The 18,162-nt window shown below is 63.7% G+C and carries 18 protein-coding genes and 1 pseudogene; 15 read left to right on the plus strand and 4 right to left on the minus strand.

Annotation, left to right across the window (positions count from 1 at the left end):
- The first annotated feature begins 48 nt into the window (after positions 1-48).
- Positions 49-804 (plus strand): DUF2786 domain-containing protein, encoded by a 756-nt coding sequence (locus IVB28_RS15620; protein WP_247527338.1) that lies wholly within the window; start codon positions 49-51, stop codon positions 802-804.
- Positions 805-845: 41 nt separating this feature from the next.
- On the opposite strand, the gene IVB28_RS15625 is transcribed toward IVB28_RS15620, so the two are convergent.
- Positions 846-1,052 carry a hypothetical protein gene (locus tag IVB28_RS15625; RefSeq protein ID WP_247527341.1) on the minus strand — a complete coding sequence of 69 codons (207 nt, stop codon included), beginning with the start codon at positions 1,050-1,052 and terminating at the stop codon, positions 846-848.
- 338 nt (positions 1,053-1,390) lie between these two features.
- Here IVB28_RS15625 and IVB28_RS15630 point away from each other — a divergent pair, with 338 nt between their 5' ends.
- The 4 genes from IVB28_RS15630 (at position 1,391) to IVB28_RS15645 (ending at position 4,970) form a co-directional block, all read left to right on the plus strand.
- Positions 1,391-1,687: a hypothetical protein gene (locus IVB28_RS15630; protein ID WP_247527343.1), complete on the plus strand. Its 297-nt coding sequence runs from the start codon at positions 1,391-1,393 to the stop codon at positions 1,685-1,687.
- A 197-nt stretch (positions 1,688-1,884) separates the two neighbouring features.
- Entirely contained in the window at positions 1,885-3,918 is a 2,034-nt protein-coding gene (locus tag IVB28_RS15635; protein ID WP_247527345.1) for a VTT domain-containing protein, read from the plus strand.
- On the plus strand, positions 3,918-4,607 hold the full coding sequence (locus IVB28_RS15640; RefSeq protein WP_247527346.1) for an endonuclease/exonuclease/phosphatase family protein: 690 nt from the start codon (positions 3,918-3,920) through the stop codon (positions 4,605-4,607). The genes IVB28_RS15635 and IVB28_RS15640 overlap by 1 nt, the downstream gene beginning before the upstream one ends.
- Before the next feature lie 171 nt (positions 4,608-4,778).
- Positions 4,779-4,970, plus strand: a complete 192-nt coding sequence (locus IVB28_RS15645; protein ID WP_247528558.1) for a hypothetical protein — start codon at positions 4,779-4,781, stop codon at positions 4,968-4,970.
- Between the two features lie 31 nt (positions 4,971-5,001).
- Here the strand turns inward: IVB28_RS15645 and IVB28_RS15650 are convergent, their stop codons facing one another.
- Positions 5,002-5,226, minus strand: a complete 225-nt coding sequence (locus IVB28_RS15650) for a hypothetical protein (protein ID WP_247527347.1) — start codon at positions 5,224-5,226, stop codon at positions 5,002-5,004.
- A gap of 93 nt (positions 5,227-5,319) precedes the next feature.
- Positions 5,320-5,487 (minus strand): annotated as a pseudogene (locus IVB28_RS15655) (TIGR00645 family protein); the annotation flags it as partial.
- Positions 5,488-6,292: 805 nt separating this feature from the next.
- Here IVB28_RS15655 and IVB28_RS15660 point away from each other — a divergent pair.
- The gene (locus tag IVB28_RS15660) at positions 6,293-7,219 is read left to right on the plus strand and encodes a septal ring lytic transglycosylase RlpA family protein (protein ID WP_247527348.1); all 927 of its coding nucleotides are present in this window, start codon (positions 6,293-6,295) and stop codon (positions 7,217-7,219) included.
- On the opposite strand, the gene IVB28_RS15665 is transcribed toward IVB28_RS15660, so the two are convergent.
- A complete protein-coding gene (locus IVB28_RS15665; RefSeq protein WP_247527349.1) occupies positions 7,216-8,169 on the minus strand; it encodes an alpha/beta hydrolase in 954 nt (317 codons plus the stop codon). The genes IVB28_RS15660 and IVB28_RS15665 overlap by 4 nt on opposite strands.
- A gap of 152 nt (positions 8,170-8,321) precedes the next feature.
- Here IVB28_RS15665 and IVB28_RS15670 point away from each other — a divergent pair, with 152 nt between their 5' ends.
- The 9 genes from IVB28_RS15670 (at position 8,322) to IVB28_RS15710 (ending at position 18,073) form a co-directional block, all read left to right on the plus strand.
- Positions 8,322-9,584 carry a D-alanyl-D-alanine carboxypeptidase family protein gene (locus tag IVB28_RS15670; protein WP_247527350.1) on the plus strand — a complete coding sequence of 421 codons (1,263 nt, stop codon included), beginning with the start codon at positions 8,322-8,324 and terminating at the stop codon, positions 9,582-9,584.
- Between the two features lie 2 nt (positions 9,585-9,586).
- On the plus strand, positions 9,587-10,273 hold the full coding sequence (tmk, locus tag IVB28_RS15675) for a dTMP kinase (protein ID WP_247527351.1): 687 nt from the start codon (positions 9,587-9,589) through the stop codon (positions 10,271-10,273).
- The gene (locus tag IVB28_RS15680) at positions 10,270-11,316 is read left to right on the plus strand and encodes a DNA polymerase III subunit delta' (protein WP_247527352.1); all 1,047 of its coding nucleotides are present in this window, start codon (positions 10,270-10,272) and stop codon (positions 11,314-11,316) included. The genes tmk and IVB28_RS15680 overlap by 4 nt, the downstream gene beginning before the upstream one ends.
- Positions 11,317-11,363: 47 nt before the next feature.
- Positions 11,364-13,394 (plus strand): methionine--tRNA ligase, encoded by a 2,031-nt coding sequence (gene metG, locus IVB28_RS15685; protein WP_247527355.1) that lies wholly within the window; start codon positions 11,364-11,366, stop codon positions 13,392-13,394.
- A gap of 12 nt (positions 13,395-13,406) precedes the next feature.
- Positions 13,407-14,183, plus strand: a complete 777-nt coding sequence (locus IVB28_RS15690; protein ID WP_247527357.1) for a TatD family hydrolase — start codon at positions 13,407-13,409, stop codon at positions 14,181-14,183.
- A 13-nt stretch (positions 14,184-14,196) separates the two neighbouring features.
- Positions 14,197-14,994 carry an MBL fold metallo-hydrolase gene (locus IVB28_RS15695; protein WP_247527358.1) on the plus strand — a complete coding sequence of 266 codons (798 nt, stop codon included), beginning with the start codon at positions 14,197-14,199 and terminating at the stop codon, positions 14,992-14,994.
- A gap of 189 nt (positions 14,995-15,183) precedes the next feature.
- Entirely contained in the window at positions 15,184-15,747 is a 564-nt protein-coding gene (locus IVB28_RS15700; protein ID WP_247527359.1) for a TRAP transporter small permease, read from the plus strand.
- A 2-nt stretch (positions 15,748-15,749) separates the two neighbouring features.
- Positions 15,750-17,063: a TRAP transporter large permease subunit gene (locus IVB28_RS15705; RefSeq protein ID WP_247527360.1), complete on the plus strand. Its 1,314-nt coding sequence runs from the start codon at positions 15,750-15,752 to the stop codon at positions 17,061-17,063.
- Between the two features lie 32 nt (positions 17,064-17,095).
- The gene (locus IVB28_RS15710; protein ID WP_247527361.1) at positions 17,096-18,073 is read left to right on the plus strand and encodes a TRAP transporter substrate-binding protein; all 978 of its coding nucleotides are present in this window, start codon (positions 17,096-17,098) and stop codon (positions 18,071-18,073) included.
- The last annotated feature ends 89 nt before the right edge of the window (positions 18,074-18,162 follow it).

Consider the following 18,162-nt stretch of genomic DNA (forward strand, 5'->3'; position numbering starts at 1 on the left):
GTTTATCCGACGGGTCTATCGGTCGGGCTTTTCCCGGGCAGGTGATCGGTGAATCAGACGTCCAACCCGGCCGCGCTCGACAAGCTCAAGCTCCGCATTCATGCGTTGCGCGCCAAGACGATCGCCAATGGCTGCACCGAGGACGAGGCGCTGTCTGCCGCTGCCAAGGTCGCCGAACTGCTGGATCGCCATGATTTGTCGCTCTCCGACGTCGAACTTCGCGCCTCGCCGTGCGAACGGAGGGTCTACGAGACCCATCGCAAGAAGCGAATTCCCCTGGACGACTGCATCGGCGCGATCGCTCGTTTCTGCGATTGTCGGGTCTGGCGCGAGAAGAACGCGGCCGGCGAGAGCAGCTATGTGTTCTTCGGTCTCGGCGCTGATATCGAGGTCGCGCATTATCTGGCCGAATTGATCGACAGCGCCGTGCGCGCCGAGCTTGGCCGCTTCAAGACCTCGGCCGACTACAGCAGGTTCCGGCACCAGGAGCGGCATCTGGCCAATGCGTCCTTCGCGCTCGGGATGGTGGCGTCGATCGCGGACAGGCTGCTGTCAATCAAGGCCAGCCGCGATCAGGTCAACGAAAGCACCGGCCGCGGGCTGGTGGTCCTCAAGACCTCGGTGGTCGATGCGGAGCTCGACAAGCTCGACCTGAAGATGCGGACCCAGCGCAGCACCAGCCGGATGGTGTCGATGACGGCCTATGAAGCCGGCGGCGCCGCCGGTGCGTCGCTCGCCATCAATCCCTGGCTTGGCGAGTCCCTTGGCGAGTCGCAGTCAAGGACCGCTCCCAAAGGGCGCTGAACGCATCGGCGGAGGGCGTGCAGCGTCACCGTCATTTCAATTCAGTCGATGGACTCCTCGAGCTTCTGGGCTGCCCGGAAGTCATCCATATGCTGCAGGTTGGGGCCGTACGCGGCCTCCTTGGTAAGCAGGTGATAAATCCGGGCCACCACGAACTGCAGATGCTTCACACGTCCGCGCGGCATCGCCCGGGCCTTGCACAGCGCCCGAATGGCATGCGCGCGAAAATAATCAAAAGCATCGGACATCGCGAACTCAACGTTTCGCGCATGGAATAGTTCTTGCCCATCGCGCTCCGGAACACGGCCAATTCGCTCACGAGTCACGCGGTCGACGATCAGGACACAAGAGGGTCCCTCGGAACGCTGTCGATGTTGAACAATTAGCTCGGTGGAAACGCTTCACTGCGGGCTACGCATGTTCTTCTTTTTCTCCAACCGGCTAGGGTGCTTGGGCTCGCTGCTTGTATCCGGCTTGATCTCTGTCGCGCTGCTTGTCCTGTTCGGGATACTCCGGTTCTGAACATCAGGAACCTGGCCCCAATTCGCCCGTTATTCGCACTCTCGTCCATCCACGGAGTGCGCCCTTGGAAAGTACCATCATCGGAGAATTCGACACGCGACGCGGCGCCGAGCTTGCGGTTGAGCATGTCGTGCAGGAATGCGGCGTGCCGCGAAGCGACGTCTTCGTGCAGCCCGCTGGCGATGCGAACACGTCGGGGACACGCTCGGCCGGTCCTGACGCCAAAGCCGCGCCTGCGCCGGAGGGGCATCAGAAGCTGGAAGGTCGGATCGAGGTGTCCGTGGATTTTCACGGCGACGCCCCTGAGAAGATCGCAGACGTCTTGAGAGACGCCGGTGCAAAGACTGTCCGAACAAAATAGATCGGGGACTGTGCCGAAGCGGGCGCCGTGACGCCGGCACCACTTGCCGTGCAGTCGCCTGCAGTCCTGAACACGTGGAACCGCTTGAGCGTTCGGAGCGTTTAGACGCGAATGCAAATTGCGAGGTCCACCTGCTTCAGAGTTCGTCGAACCTGATCCCCGGCGACACCGTTTGGCGACGGTGCAAGGCGCGGCGCGTGGCGGTTCTGAACGATGCTGCCGCATATTTCGCGGCCCTGCGTAATGCGCTGCTGGAGGCGCAAGATCTCGTCTTCGTCATCGGATGGGACATCCATAGCGAGACCCGGCTGGTCGGAGATTCCGGGCAGGCGGATGACGGCTTGCCGGAACAGCTTGGCCCATTCCTGCGCGCGCTGGTTCGACGGCGTCCCGCCTTGCAGATCAACATCCTCGTCTGGGACTTCGTCTCGTTTTATGCCTCCGAAAGGGAATGGAATTCCGCGGCAAAATTCACCGCCGACACGGATGGCCGCGTCCGCTTTCATCTCGATGCCACGCTTCCGTTTGGCTCGGCCCAACACCAGAAGATCGTCTGTATAGACGGTTCCCTCGCGTTCGTCGGCGGGCTCGATCTGACCATCAGGCGCTGGGACACGAGTGATCATCGCGCTGATCACGCCTTGCGCTGCGATCCCCAGGGCAAGCCGTACCCGCCGTTTCATGATGTTCAATGCATCGTCGACGGGGACGCTGCGGCACGGCTGTTTGAACTCGCAGAGGAACGCTGGCGCGCGGCAGGCCAACAGGTTCGTGATCGGCGCGCGCCGAAGAGCATCCGGTGGCCGGCGAATGTGCCGGTCGAGGCCGAGCACTTGCCGGTGGGTATCGCCAGGACCGAGGTGGTCTGTCCCACAGGTTCGACGATCAGGGAGGTCGAACGCTCGTTGATCGCAGCGATCCGGTCAGCGACGCGCTTCGTCTACATCGAAAACCAGTTTACCAGCGCCATCAAGATCGCGCGTGAATTGGCGGAGCAGATGCTGCGTGTGCCTTCGCTGCGGGTTCTGGTCGTCACGCCAAGACTGCATTCCTCGTGGGTGGAATCCCAGGCCATGCAGAACGGTCGTGGCGCCTTTATCGACTGCTTCAGCGCGGCCGGCGTCGCGGATCGTATCCGCTTCGTCCATCCGGTTTCGCGCAGCGGGAACACCGAGGCTGCCGTGATGGTGCACAGCAAGCTCATGATCGTCGATGACCGCATCCTCAGAATTGGCTCGGCGAACTTGAACAATCGCTCAATGGGCGCCGACAGCGAATGCGATCTCATCTTTGAAGCCTCGTCCGACGAGCACAGGGCTTTCATCACATCGGTTCGCCATCGCCTGGTCGCTCATTTCTGCGGTGTCGATGAACAGGCTGTCGCACAACATGACGATCGTCTTTTTGCGCTGCTGGACGACGTCTCGAGCGCCGGCGGGACGAAGGCGCTGCGGGACGTGGAGTTCTCGGTCCTGACCAGCACACTGGCCACGATGGTACAGCCGGTTGCGGATCCTGAACGGCCTCTTCATCTCGAACGGGCGGCATCTCGCATGTGGACCACAAAGACGATCATCGGGATCGTTTCCATAGCCGTGGCGCTTTTGGGACTGGCGATAGCCTGGTCGTACACGTCCTTGAGCGATTTTGCCGATGCGGGCCGGATCTTGAAATTCCTGTCTGCCTACGCGCAGTCGGTCTGGGGACCGCCATTCGCGATCGCAGCTTTTGTCGTCGGCGGACTGGTCGTGTTTCCGGTTCTCGTCCTCATTGCGGCAACTGCCGCCGCACTCGGACCGTGGCTGGGTTTCGTCACCGCGATGGTGGGCGTCTTGCTCAGCGCCTTCATCCTTTTTGCGATCGGGAGGGTGCTCGGCCGAGAACGCCTTCAGCGTCTGCTGGGGCGACGTGCCGCGCGCATCCAGGAACGCGTCGTCGGCAAGGGCATTCTGGCCGTCGTCGTCATCCGGATGATTCCGATCGCGCCGTTCTCGGTCGTGAACGTCGTGGCTGGTGCGAGCACGCTGCCTCTGCGCGATTTCCTGGTCGGAACTCTGCTGGGCATGACGCCCGGGATTCTCGCAATGGCAGTTCTGGGCGCCCAGATCGCGGATCTGGCCAGGAATGCATCCTGGACCAACATATTGCTGCTCGTGCTGGCGTTCCTTGGGTGGCTCGCGATCTGCGCAGGCGCGCAATTCGTCGCGACCTGGCTCGCCGGGAGGCGCTGATGGCGCCGATGCGCTTCATGACGTGGAATGTGCATGGCACGTTCAACCTCAATCCGAAGTTCGATCTGGAGGGTATCTGTTCCATCGTTCGCAAATGGGGCCCCGATGTCGTCGCGCTTCAGGAGGTGGATTCGCGATCGCGGTCAGACGATCCGTTTGCGAAGCTGGCGAGTGTCGTCGGCGATCACCGTATTCACGCCAAGTCGATCGTCACGGCGGACGGCGACTACGGTCAGATGCTCCTGAGCCGCTTTCCATTCGCCGCCGTGCCCGAGATCGTCGACGTGTCGTATCGCGAGCGGGAGCCGCGTCGAGCGATTGCCACGGATTTGCTGACGCCTGCCGGCGATGTGCGCGTGGTGGCCACGCATCTCGGCTTGAGTATCCACGAGCGCTATGCGCAAGCCCGGGCTCTGGTGAGCCTGGTGAAGCCGGCAAGGACCGTCGTTCTCGGCGATTTCAACGATTGGTTCTGGGTCAGATCGGTACGGCGCGTGCTCGCGCAGGTCTGCCCAAACCGGACGCAGCTGCGAACTTTCCCGTCGCGCGTACCCCTGATGCGGCTTGACCGGATCTATGCAACGTCCGACAGCCGGATCGGGAAAGTCTGGACCGACGCAGAGGCGAGGGCCTATTCAGACCATTTGCCTGTGATTGCGGACATCGAGATCTCCGCCGACGGGAGATGATCGTCTCGCCTTGTCCGACGGGCCCGCGGCCTCAGGCGCATGATGGAAAAATCCTTCCTGCAGAAGGACTTGGCTACTGTGCATGGGGTTGTTTTCGCAATATTTGGGCCGCCAAACGTGCCACTCAGCGGAACACGCGGAACTTTTCCCTTGCCGCCGCGTTCTCTTGGCATGACTGAAGACCTTTCATTCCGACGCAAACCCCTGACCCCCGAACAGCGCCAGGCGCGCGATGCGGCACGCCGGATCGAGGCCGAAAAGGCCATGCGCGATCATGAAGTGGCGCAGAAGGCGTTTTACGCCAACAAGGAGCGGTTGAGAGCCGAGCGCCTCGCGCGCGAACAGGCCGAGGCCAAGGGCTGACGGGTACCCCGTCCGTCGCCTTTCTTCGTCGTTAGTGCCGGCCGGGAATGCGCGTCGGGCTCAAGGCATGCTTCAGCGCGTAAACGGCGACTGCAAATGCGCCCCGTGGCGATCGCGCGCCGATCGCTTCGGCCGCCGCCCGGCAGTCGTCGGCGACTTTGAGCAGCCCGCTTCGCGTGAGATCCATGTCGCATAGCGCGGCCTGCTCCAGGCAGACCCGTTCAAGCCGTCGAAACTCCCGCAGCTCTTTGTTCATGCGTCAGCTCTCGGTGTGCCCAAGCCATGCGGCGCTGAGTCTGCTTAATGAATGGTAAACGATCTCGGCCCAGCCGAGCTGGCTGGCGCCGAGCTTTCGCATTCCGCAATCGCTGAGCTTGTCGACATAGGCGATGCCGATCGCCGGGAGAATTAAAGTGATGTGGATCAGGACCTGCCACATCACGCCGGTCTCGGTGAAGCCGGTCCGGTCCGAGCCGAGATTGCCGGCCTCGATGAAAGTGCGCAGCAGCGCGATCGAGACGATCTCGCTTTCACCTAGCCCGACAAGACGGCCGGCGGAAGAGCGGTGCGCGTCCCACCTTCGGCCGTGCGACGGCCGGGATCGGGCGGTGCGCCTATTTCTGACCAGCCAGCTTCAGCGGTATGTGCGGGGAAGTGCTGATGACCCGGTGGCGGCGCTCAGGCGAAGGCCAAGGCCACGAGGCTCGAGCAGAGCAGGACCAAGCCGCCGGCGGTCAATGCCAGGAAGCCATCGGATACCAGGTCATGGTTGCGCATGGGACACCTGCCGCTCTTGTCTTCGATGCTCGGTCGGATCGATCAGAATTCGCCGAACGCGCCGTCTCGAAAGAGGTGATGCTTGCCGTTCGCGCGAGTGCCTTTAGGCCCTCGTGCGGTAGCCTTCAAACGCATGGGCCAGGAAGATCCCCGCGCTTACCAAACCCATCAGTGCCGAAACCGTCTCGATCATCGTTAAATTCCAGATCCGCCCTTGCATCCGAGAAAACGCGTGCGGCCTTGCACAGTCAAAAGAATTTCGGCGAGCGGCGCGACAATGGGGGTGGAGTGAGGATTTGGCGCAACAGAATGTCCAGCCGTTGCACAGCAGACGCCGTCGCTCCCTAGAACAACGGAAAAATGCGAACGTCCCGTTTACCATCCCGGCGGGATCGCGGTGGGCTCCCCATTTCCGCCGTGTTCGGGTTGCGTTATCGTTACTGCTTCCGACGCGGTGGTGGGCCGCTTCGGATAAGAGGACTGGACGGCGCTCCCCGTAGCATAGCGGGATGGGTACGCCTCCGGCGAAGTGGTATTTGGGGCGCATGGGGATCCGACGGTCAGATTCGGTTTTGCGGGCCGCGCGTGCTGTTGCGGCGGTCGCAACCTGTCTTGCGCTTGCCAATTGCGCGTCCTCCAACAAGTTCGCCAGCCGCGTCGATCCGAAATACGGCGTGTCCTCGAGCCCCCGGGTTGTGGCTCTGGGTGATCCGGTCCCGAAGGGCGGCGGCGCCTACCGTGTCGGCAAGCCCTATGTCGTGGCCGGCCGGACCTATGTGCCGGAGGAGGACGTCAACTATCGCGCCGAGGGCATGGCCTCCTGGTACGGCGATGATTTCCACGGCCGGCTGACCGCCAATGGCGAAGTGTTCGATATGACCTCGCTGACCGCCGCGCATCCGACCCTGCCGATGCCGTCCTACGCCCGGGTGACCAATGTCTCGAACGGCAAGTCGCTGATCGTCCGCGTCAATGACCGCGGGCCCTATCATGGCAATCGCCTCATCGACGTCTCGAACAAGGCTGCCGAACTCCTTGAATTCAAAGGAAATGGTGTCGCCAAGGTTCGGGTCGAATATGTCGGCCGGGCGCCGCTTGAAGGCTCCGACGACCGCCAGCTTCTGGCAACCCTGCGCACCGGCGTCCCGGCGCCATCGCCTTCGATGGTCCGTGTCGCCTCGGCAAGGCCCTTCGTGCCGGAATTGCCGGGATCGAGCCGCGCTGCCATTCGCGGTGACGTGCCGATGCCGGAGGGGCGGCCCTATAATCTCGGCACCACCTCGGCCGACATGGCCTCGCTCAATGCGACCTCGGAAATGTCGGCCTCGAGCCGCAGCCGGGGCCGGGCGGTCCAGAACGCCCGCGCCGTGTCCTACGAGGAGGACGGCCGTTACGCCGCCGAGAACGCGTCCTCATCGGCCGACGGCGCCGCCGAAGCCCGCAACATCCTGAGCGGCCGCGGCCTCTACTAGGCCGCGCTCTCCCTCAAGAAGGCCACGAGCGCCGCGTTCACCTCGTCGGCCCGTTCCTGCTGCACCCAATGGCCGGCGCCCTCGATGATCAGCTTTCGCTTCAGATTGGGCAGCACGCGCTCGAGCTCGTTGACGCGCTTGGCGCCGATCAGCCCGGTGATGACGGCGTCCCTGGAGCCGGCGATGAACAGCGAGGGCTGACGGATCTGCGCGTCCTGCCAGGGCGCCGTCAGCTCCCAATTGCGGTCGATGTTGCGGTACCAGTTCAGCCCGCCGCGAAAGCCGGACTTTCGGAAGCTCTCGGTGAAATAGGCCAAATCAGCCTCGCTAAGCCAGCCGGGCAGTGGCTCCTCGGCGGTGGCGTGGCTGAGAAAGCCCTTGCCCTCCTGCACGAACATGGCGGCGCTGGGATCGGCCAGGCCCCGTCCCCCCAGCACGATGCGCATGGTGCGGGCGACGTTTCGCTCCAGCTCGGCCTCTGCGACGCCGGGGGTTTGGAAATACTGCCAGTAGAAATTAGTGACGCCGCCCTGGCGCAACAGGTCGAGCGGCTTGCCACGGCCGCGGAACGGCGGCGGCACGCTCAGGCCCGCGACCGCCGTGAAGATGTCGGGCCGGAACAGCGCCGCGTGCCAAGCCACCGGCGCGCCCCAATCGTGACCGACCACCATCGCCTTGGTCTCGCCCAGCGCCTTTACGAGGCCGACCACGTCGCCAACCGTGTCGAAGATCGAGTAGGCGGCGATGTCAGGCGGCGCGGCGCTCTGGCCGTAGCCGCGCATGTCGGGGGCGACGACGCGAAACCCGGCCTCGGCGAGCGCCGGGATCTGGTGGCGCCAGGAATAGGACAGCTCCGGCCAGCCATGGCACAGCACCACCAGTGGACCCTGGCCGGCTTCACGGATGAAGAGATCGATGCCGTTGGTCTTGATCACACGGGTGGAAGACATCGCTTTTCCGCCTTGTTTCAGGGGTTTGGTCGAGAAACATAAGGCGCCACGATAGGGGCGCGGCGAGAATCGTGCAATCTCGCGGCAGGCCTCCAACCTCGTGTTGTTCGCACCGGTACCAGCTGTTAGAACGCCGCTCTCAGGGCTTGGCCATGGCATTACGTCCTTCTTCGCTACGTCGCAGCCGCTTCACCGCCGGAGCGCTGGTGCGCGGCTTGATCGCGACGGTTCTGGCTGTGGGCATAGGTTGGGGTGGGGCGGTTCTGGCCGCCAACCAGAGCGTCCAGGGCGCCAAGAAGGCGGACGACGCCGGCTTCGACGGCGATGCTCCGACCGCCATCCTGATCGAAGCCTCCAGCGGCAGCGTGCTGTTCGAGAAGAACGCCGACGAGCTGCGCGCGCCCTCCAGCATGATGAAGCTGATGACCGCAGAGGTCGTCTTCAATGCCATCAAGAAGGGCGACATCAAGCTGACCGACGAGTACCGGATCAGCGAGAACGCCTGGCGCCGGGGCGGGGCGCCCTCGGGCGGCTCGACCATGTTCGCCGCCATCAACAGCAAGGTCTCGGTCGACGATCTCCTGCACGGCGCGATCATCCAGAGCGGCAACGACGCCTGCATCGCGCTGGCCGAGGCCATGGCGGGCAACGAGAAAATCTTCGCGGCCGACTTCATGACCAAGCGCGCCCGCGAGCTCGGCCTCACCAGATCGACTTTCGGTAACTCCAACGGGCTGCCCGACCCCGCCAACAAGATGACCGTGCGCGAGCTCGGCATCCTTGCCCGGCATATCATTCTGGACTTTCCGGAGTTCTACAAACTGTTCGGCGAGAAGGAGTACACTTGGAACAAGATCCGCCAGCCCAACCGTAATCCGCTGCTGAATTCGATGGAAGGTGCCGACGGTCTCAAGACCGGCTACACCAAGGAAGGCGGCTACGGCATGGTCGGCTCGGCGGTGCAGAACGGCACGCGGCTGATCGTCGTCGTCAACGGGCTCGACGATCCCGAGGATCGCGCCACGGAAGCCAAGAAGATGCTGGAATGGGGCTTCCGCAATTTCGAGACCCGCACGTTGATCGCCGCCGATCAGCCCGTCGGCTACGCCAAGGTGTTCGGCGGCGAGAGCCGATCGGTGAAGCTGGTCGCCAAGAATCCGGTGAAGGTGATGGTGCACAAGAACGGCAGCGACAAGCTGATTGCGCGCGTCGTCTATAGCGGGCCCGTGCGGGCACCGGTCGAAGCGGGCCAGCGGGTCGGTGTGGTCAAGGTCTGGCGCAGCGGCAACATCGCGGTGGAGACGCCGGTCTATGCGGCCGAGGCGATCGGTACCGGCTCGACCGTGCGGCGCGCGATCGACGGTGCCAGCGAGCTCGTAGTCGGCATGTTCCGCGCAGGCGCCGAGAAGCTCTGACCATGAGTGAGAGCGCGGTACAGCGGCCGTCCGGGCGCGGACGCTTCATTACCTTTGAAGGCGGCGAGGGCACCGGCAAATCGACCCAGATCAAAAAGCTCGCCGACCGCCTCAAGGCGGCAAAGTTGCGCATTCGGGTCACGCGTGAGCCGGGCGGATCGCCGGGCGCCGAGATCATGCGTCATCTGGTGCTGTCGGGAATGGGCAGGCTGCTGGGCCCCGAGGCGGAAACGCTGCTGTTCGCCGCTGCCCGCGACGACCATGTCCGCACCGTGATCCTGCCGGCGCTCAACCAGGGCACCTGGGTTCTGTGCGACCGCTTTGCCGATTCCACGCGGGCCTATCAGGGCAGCCTCGGCAAGGTTTCAATCGGTCTCATCAACGCGATGCAGCGAGTCACGATCGGCGATCTCAAGCCGGACCTCACCATCATCCTCGACCTGCCGGTCGAGATCGGCCTCCAGCGCGCCGCCGCACGCCGCGGCAACGCCACGCCGGACAGGTTCGAAGGCGAGCAGCTCAGTTTTCATCAGGGCCTCCGCGAGGCCTATCGCAAGATCGCTGCGGACGATGCCGCGCGCTGCGTGCTGATTGACGCCAATTCCGACCCGGACACGGTCGCGGCACGAGTCTGGACAGCGCTGCGCGATCGTCTGCTTGCGACACCGGCCTCGGTGGTTTCCGCATGAGCCCGCGTCAGACCGAGCGCGAAAGCGCCATTCCGCAACCGCGCGAGACCTCGCGGCTGTTCGGACATCGCGAGGCCGAGACGGCGCTGCTCGCGGCCTATCGCAGCGGGCGGATTCCGCATGCCTGGCTGATCGGCGGGCCGCAAGGCATCGGCAAGGCGACGCTGGCCTATCGCATGGCGCGCTTCGTGCTCGCCCACGGCCAGCCGCTGGCGGCAGCCGTGCAGAATGCCGAAGACCTTGCGATCGATCCTGATCACGCCGTGGCGCGGCAAGTGGCGGCCGGCTCGCATGGCGGCCTGCTGACGCTGGAGCGCACCGCGAACGATCGCGGCGTGATGCGCACTGTGATCACGGTAGACGAGACGCGTGAGACCATCAGCTTCTTCGGCTCAACGGCCGCCGCCGAGGGATGGCGCGTCTGCATCGTCGACACCGTCGACGAGCTCAATCCAAACGCGGCCAACGCGCTTCTGAAGATTCTCGAGGAACCGCCACAGCGATCGCTGTTCCTTCTGGTGAGCCACGCGCCCGCGCGCGTGCTCGCCACGATCCAGTCGCGCTGTCGCAAGCTGCGCCTGCGCCCGCTCGCCACTGACGACGTGATTGGCGCGGCGGCATCGACCGCCGAGCTCGATCCGAACGATCCTGCGCTGCGCGAGGTCGCGGAGGCCTCCGAGGGCAGCGTTGCACGGGCCCTGACGCTGCTCGGCGGCGACGCTCTGAAACTTCAGCAGCGCACGGCGGCGCTGCTCGCGCGCCTGCCGCAGGTCGATCCGCGCGAATTGCACACGCTCGGCGATTCGCTCGGCACCAGCGATCGCGTCGCACTCGCCGCCTTCATCGACGGCATCGATCGCTGGATCGCGGAACGCCTGCATGCGGACGAGGCCAACGCCAACCAGAACCTGCCGCGCCTTGCGCGCCTAGCTGAGGTATGGGAAAAGATCGTCCGCGCCGCGCGCGACACCGAAACCTACAATCTGGAGCGAAAGCCCTTGGTTTTCTCGGTGTTCGGCTGGCTGGCGGACGCAACGCGCTAGGCGCAGGTTCGTTTCCAAATTTCGAGAAGTCGGTAAAGGAATTTGTCGTGGCAACGCGAGCTAAGAAAAGCGCTAAAGGCAAGAGCAGCAAGAAGAAAGCTGCCAAGAAGCCCGTAAAGAAAGCCGGGAAAAAGGCCGCGAAGGCGCTCACGCGCAAAGCTGCCAAGAAGGTCAAGAAAGCCACTAAATCCAAGAAAGCGGCCGCCAAGAAGGCAGTGAAGAAGAGCACTGCGAAGACGGCAAAGAAGGTCGGCAAGAAGGTTGCGAAGAACGTCGTTGCCGAGAAGACGGTGAAGAAAGCGGCCAAAAAGCCAGCCAAGGCTTCGGCGAAACGCAAGGCTTCGGCGAAAAACAAGGCTCCTGCGAAGAAGGTAAGCAAGAAGGCGAGGGTGGCAGCGCCTGCCGTGACCGCCGCACCGGCTCCTGTTGCCACGCCGCCAAAGGCTGCGAAGCCCAATGTATCGAAACCCAAAGTCCTCCGCGGGCCGGAGCCGGTCGTAGCGCCGCAGGCCAGCACGCCCCTGGCCGCCCCCGCGCGCGACAACGTCTTCTACATCACGACTGCGATCGCCTATCCCAATGGAAGCCCGCATATCGGCCACGCCTATGAGGCGATCGCCACCGATACGTTGGCGCGCTTCGCGCGACTCGACGGCAAGGATGTGTTCTTCCTGACCGGCACCGACGAGCACGGCCAGAAGATGGTGCAGACCGCGGCCAGCGAAAAAATGCCCGCCTCGGAGCTCGCTGCGCGCAATGCCGGCCGTTTCAAGGAGATGGACGAGCGCCTGAACGTGTCGTTCGACCGCTTCATCCGCACCACCGAGGAGCAGCATCATCGCTCCAGCCAGGAGATATGGCGACGGATGGCTGCCAATGGCGACATCTATGCCGATACCTATGCCGGCTGGTATTCCGTGCGCGACGAAGCCTATTACGCCGAAGACGAGACGCGTCTGAACGATGACGGCGTGCGGCTCGGGCCGCAGGGCACGCCTGTCGAATGGGTCGAGGAGAAGAGCTACTTCTTCCGTCTGTCGGCGTATCAGGACAAGCTGCTGAAGCTCTACGCGGATCGTCCCGATTTCATCGGGCCGGACTCCCGCAAGAACGAGGTCGTGAGCTTCGTCAAGGGCGGCCTCCGCGATCTCTCGATCTCGCGCACGACGTTCGACTGGGGCGTCAAGGTGCCCGACGACGAAGAGCACGTGATGTATGTCTGGGTCGACGCGCTCACCAACTACATCACCGGTGTCGGCTTCCCCGACGAGAGCGACAAGAACTGGCGTTATTGGCCTGCCGACGTGCACATCATCGGCAAGGACATCATCCGCTTCCATGCGGTGTATTGGCCAGCGTTCCTGATGTCGGCCGGCATCCCCGTGCAGAAGCGGGTCTATGCGCATGGCTTCCTGTTCAACAGGGGCGAGAAGATGTCGAAGTCGGTCGGCAACGTCATCGATCCCTTTAACCTCGCCGACCAGTATGGCGTCGACCAGATGCGCTATTTCTTCCTGCGCGAGGTGCCGTTCGGACAGGACGGCAATTACAACCACGAGGCCATCGTTGCGCGCATCAATGCCGATCTCGCCAACGATCTCGGCAATCTGGCACAGCGCTCGCTGTCGATGATCGCCAAGCAGCTCGGCGGCGTATTGCCCGAGCCCGGCGAGTTCAGCGACAACGACAAAGCGATCCTGGCGATGGCGGACGGCATGATCGCCGCGTCACGCGAGGCAATGGCGACGCAGCAGATTCATCACTGGCTCAACGCCGTCTGGGCCGTGGTCGCGGAGGCCAACCGCTATTTCGCGGGCGAGGCGCCGTGGGCGCTCGCCAAGACCGATCCGGCCAGGCAAAAGACGGTGCTCTACGTCACCGCCGAAGTCGTGCGCCAGATCGCGATCCTGGCCCAGCCCGCGATGCCAACCGCCTCGGGCTTGCTGCTCGACAGCCTCGGCGTTCCCGCGAGCGAGCGCAGCTTCGCCATGCTCGGCGGCGCCAAGCGGATCGCGCCAGGCTCGACGCTGCCGGCGCCGACGCCGGCGTTCCCGCGCTACATCGAGCCAGCAGCCTAGGACGTTCGCGCGATGCTGGTCGACAGCCACTGCCATCTGGACTTTCCGGACTTTGCGGAAGATCTCGACGGGATCGTGTCGCGCGCACGCGCGGCCGGCATCGGGCGCATGGTCACGATCTCGACGCGGGTACTGCGCCTGAAGGGACTGCTCGCGATCGCCGATCGCTATGACGACGTTTATTGCTCGGTCGGCACCCATCCACACAACGCGGATGAGGAAGACGGCATCGCGCCGGACGAGCTGGTTGCGTTGACCGAGCATCCCAAGGTCGTCGCGCTCGGCGAGGCCGGGCTCGATTATTTCTACGACAACGGCTCGCCGGAGGCGCAGGCGAGGGGCTTTCGCGCCCACATCGCCGCCGCCCGCACCACCGGCCTGCCGCTGGTGATCCACACCCGCGAAGCCGACGAGGACTGCGCACGCATCCTGGAAGACGAGGTGGCAAAGGGACCGTTTCGCGCGGTGCTGCATTGTTACACGGGCGGGCGTGAGCTGGCGCTGAAGGCGGTGTCGCTCGGGCTCTATATCGGTTTCACGGGAATCCTGACCTTCAAGAGGTCGGAGGCCTTGCGCGCGCTCGCAGCCGAACTGCCCTCCGATCGTATTCTGGTCGAGACGGACTCGCCCTATCTTGCGCCGGGCAAGTTCCGGGGCAAACGGAACGAACCGGCTTATGTAGTCGAGGTTGCAAAAGTGCTGGCCGAGACGCGCGGCGTGTCGCTCGAGGAGATCTCGCGCCAGACCAGCGAAAACTTCTTCCGCCTGTTCTCGAAGGTGAAAGCTTGAAACCGGAAACCGCATGACGCTGACGCTGACGATCCTGGGCTGTGGCTCCTCCGCCGGCGTGCCGCGCCCGGCGCTCGGCTGGGGCGCCTGCGATCCCAACAATCCCAAGAACCGCCGTCGCCGCTGCTCGCTGCTGGTCGAACGGACCTCCGAGCACGGCACCACGCGCATCGTGATCGACACTTCGCCGGACCTGCGCGAGCAATTGCTCTCAACCAATGTCGATCACGTCGACGCGGTGTTCTTGACGCATGAACACGCCGACCAGACCCACGGCATGGACGATCTGCGTTCGGTCGTCATGAAAATGCGTCAGCGCATCCCGACCTACCTCAATCAGTCGACCGCCAAGGATATCCTGTCGCGGTTCTCCTATTGCTTCATCTCGCCGGAGGGCAGCGACTATCCGCCGATCCTGACGCGGCATTCGATCGAGGCGGGCGAAAGCCAGACCATTGTGGGGAAGGGCGGCCCCGTGACGATGACCGCCTTTCTGGTCCAGCATGGCAACATTCCGGCGCTCGGCTATCGCATCGGGGATGCAGCCTACACACCGGATCTCAACGACATTCCGCGCGAGAGCTGGGGGGCACTGGAAAATCTGGACCTCTGGATCGTCGACGGCTTGCGCTACACTGGCCATGTCAGCCATTTCAGCATCAATGACGCGCTGTCCTGGATCGAACGGTTCAAGCCGAAGCGCGCGGTCATCACCAACATGGCGTCCGACGTGGATTACGAGGTGATCCGGCAATCGCTGCCCCCCGGCGTCGTGCCCGCTTTTGACGGGCTGCGGCTGGAGACGCACTGAACCTGCAGTAGAAATTCCGCCGCAAGCAGGCATAGTCCTTGCTTGCATCGGCTGCATCATGTTGATCTAACGTCTGAAAGACAGGCGTTGGGCAAGGGCGATATTGAGGCAGGACGGTCGGCGAGCGATATGTGATCGCCTGATCGCCGCGTGTTGAGGGGTGGGGATTGCGTGACAGGGGACGAGGTAATGGCTGGGGGACTGGTGCGCCGCGCTCTGGATCTCCTCTATCTCGGAGCAGGCTACGCCGCCGGCGTCTTCATGGTTGCGATCTTTGCGATCATGATGGTCATGTCGGTCGGGCGCCAATTTGCGATCAACATTCCCGCCGGCGATGATTTCGCGTCCTGGTGCATGGCCGCGATGGCTTTCCTCGGCCTTGCGCACACCTTCAAGCGCGGAGAGATGATCCGTGTCGGCCTGCTGCTGGAACAGCTGCACGGGCGGACCAAGCAGATCGCGGAGATCGTGGCGCTCGGGATCGCCACCGCCTTCATTCTCTATTTCACCCGGTATGCGGTGCAGATGACGTACGATTCCTGGCGCTTCAACGATATCGCGCAGGGCGTCGTCGCACTTCCGCTCTGGATTCCGCAGCTCGGTTTTGCCGGCGGTCTTGCGATCCTGTCGATCGCGCTCGTGGATGAAATGATCAGCGTCATCAGTGGCAACCGGCCGAGCTACGAGAAGGGCTCGCCGGAAGAGACGCCGGACGAGTTCATCGAGCGCATTTCGCAGGGCGGCGGAGGTTGACCATGGCCAATCTCGGCATGATCGAGCTGTCATTCGTCCTGCTCGGCGTCATGATCCTGCTGCTGGGAAGCGGCGTCTGGATCGCGGTCTCGCTCGGCCTCGTCGGCTTCGTGGCGATGGCACTCACCACGAGCCTGCCGCTCGGCGCCGTGCTCGCCACCACCACCTGGAGCGCAAGCTCGTCGTGGACGCTGGCCGCGCTGCCGCTGTTCATCTGGATGGGCGAGATCCTCTTCCGCACTAAATTATCGGAAGAGATGTTCCGAGGGCTGTCGCCCTGGGTTCAGTGGCTGCCCGGGCGCCTCACTCATGTCAACGTGATCGGCTGCGGCATCTTCGCGGCGGTCTCGGGCTCTTCGGCGGCGACCTGCGCGACGATCGGCAAGATCGCGCTGCCTGAACTCGACAAGCGCGGCTACGACAAGGGCCTGAGCCTCGGATCGCTCGCAGGTGCGGGCACGCTCGGTCTCCTGATTCCGCCCTCGATCCCCATGGTGGTCTACGCGGTCACGGCGAATGTCTCCGTGCTGCAGGTGTTCCTCGGCGGATTCCTGCCTGGCGTGCTCGTGATGGTGCTCTATTCGGGCTACATCATCATCTGGTCGCTGCTTAACCCGAAGAAGATTCCGCCGCGCGATCCGCCGATGCCGTTCCGGCAGAAGCTGCGCGAGTCGGCGAAGCTTGCGCCCTGTCTGCTGCTGATCCTGGCGGTTTTCCTCTCGCTGGTGCTCGGATTCGCGACCGCCACTGAATGCGCCGCATGGGGCGTCTCAGGCGCGCTGCTTCTGGCATGGTGGAGCGGCACGCTGACGCGCAAGAACTTCCTCGAGAGCATCATGAGCGCGACGCGCCTGACCTGCATGATCATGCTGATCCTGGCGGGTGCGGCCTACACGACGGCTGCGATGGCCTATACGGGCATTCCGGCCGCGCTCGCCACATGGGTGCAGGGGCAGCAGCTCACGCCGGGCATGCTCGCGCTGTATCTGAGCATCATGTACATCATTCTCGGCTGCCTGATCGACGGCATCTCGATGATCGTTCTGACCGCCGTCATCGTGCTGCCGATGGTCAAGCAGGCCGGCCTCGACCTGGTCTGGTTTGGCGTCTACCTCATCATTCACGTCGAGATGGCTCAGATCACGCCGCCGGTCGGATTCAATCTCTTCGTGCTCCAGAACATGAGCGGCCGCGACACTTTCACCGTCGCGCGGGCAGCGTTTCCGTTCTTCGTCCTGCTGCTCTCCGCCGTGTTCATCATCACCGAGTATCCGCAAATCGTGATGTTCCTACCCAAGCTCGCCTTTCCAGACTGAGCGCATTCAAATTGACTGTGAGGAGAAGCCCGATGATGTCTCGTTTATACCGCGCATCCTTGATCGCCGGCCTCGTGATGGCAGCGACACCCGCTTTGGCCCAGACCAAATGGAATCTGCCGGCAGCCTATCCAGCGGATAATCCGCATTCCGAAAACCTGGCCGCCTTCGCCAAGGACGTCGAAGCTGCCACGTCCGGAAAGCTCGTGATCACGGTCCATCCGGGGGCCTCGCTGTTCAAGGCGCCGGACATCAAGCGCGCGGTGATGACCGGGCAGGCGCAGATGGGCGAGGTGCTGCTGTCGATCCACGAGAATGAGGATCCGCTGTTCGGCATCGACGTCGTGCCGTTCCTCGCGACCAGCTTCCCGGACGCGATGAAGCTCTATCAGGCCTCCAAGCCCGCGATCGCCAAGAAGCTCGATGCGCAGGGTCTCAAGCTGCTGTTCGTCGTGCCGTGGGCCCCGCAGGGCGTCTATGTCAACAAGCCGCTTGCCACGATCGAGGACATGAAGGGCTTGAAATGGCGAGCCTATAATGTCGGAACCGCGCGCATCGGCGAGTTGGTCGGCGCGCAGTCGGTCACGATCCAGGCGGCGGAGCTGCCGCAGGCACTGGCGACTGGCGTCGTGAATTCGTTCATGTCGTCCGGCGGCACCGGCTACGACGCCAAGGCGTGGGAGTCGTTGAAGTACTTCTACGACGTGCAGGCCTGGATTCCCAAGGACTACACTTTCGTCAACAAGGCCGCGTTCGACGCGCTCGACAAGCCGAGCCAGGAGGCCATCCTCAAGGCGGCGGCAACGGCGGAAACCCGCGGCTGGAAGGCCTGGCAGGACAAGAGCACCTGGTACATCGACCAGCTCAAGGCGAAAGGCATGACCATCGAGCCGCCAAGCCCGGCGCTCAAGGCAGGTTTCCAGAAGATCGGCGAGCAGCTCACCTCCGACTGGCTCAAGAAGGCAGGGCCCGACGGCCAGGCGGTGGTCGACGCCTACAAGAAGATGTAAATCCGGCGAGGCCTTCCACCTGCCGCCTTGCGGCGGGTGGGCGGAAGTCTTTTCCTCGAGCTCGAGGCAGCCTCCGCACGCGCCGCTGG

This window comes from Bradyrhizobium sp. 199 (assembly GCF_023073355.1).
Classification (GTDB): Bacteria; Pseudomonadota; Alphaproteobacteria; order Rhizobiales; family Xanthobacteraceae; genus Bradyrhizobium.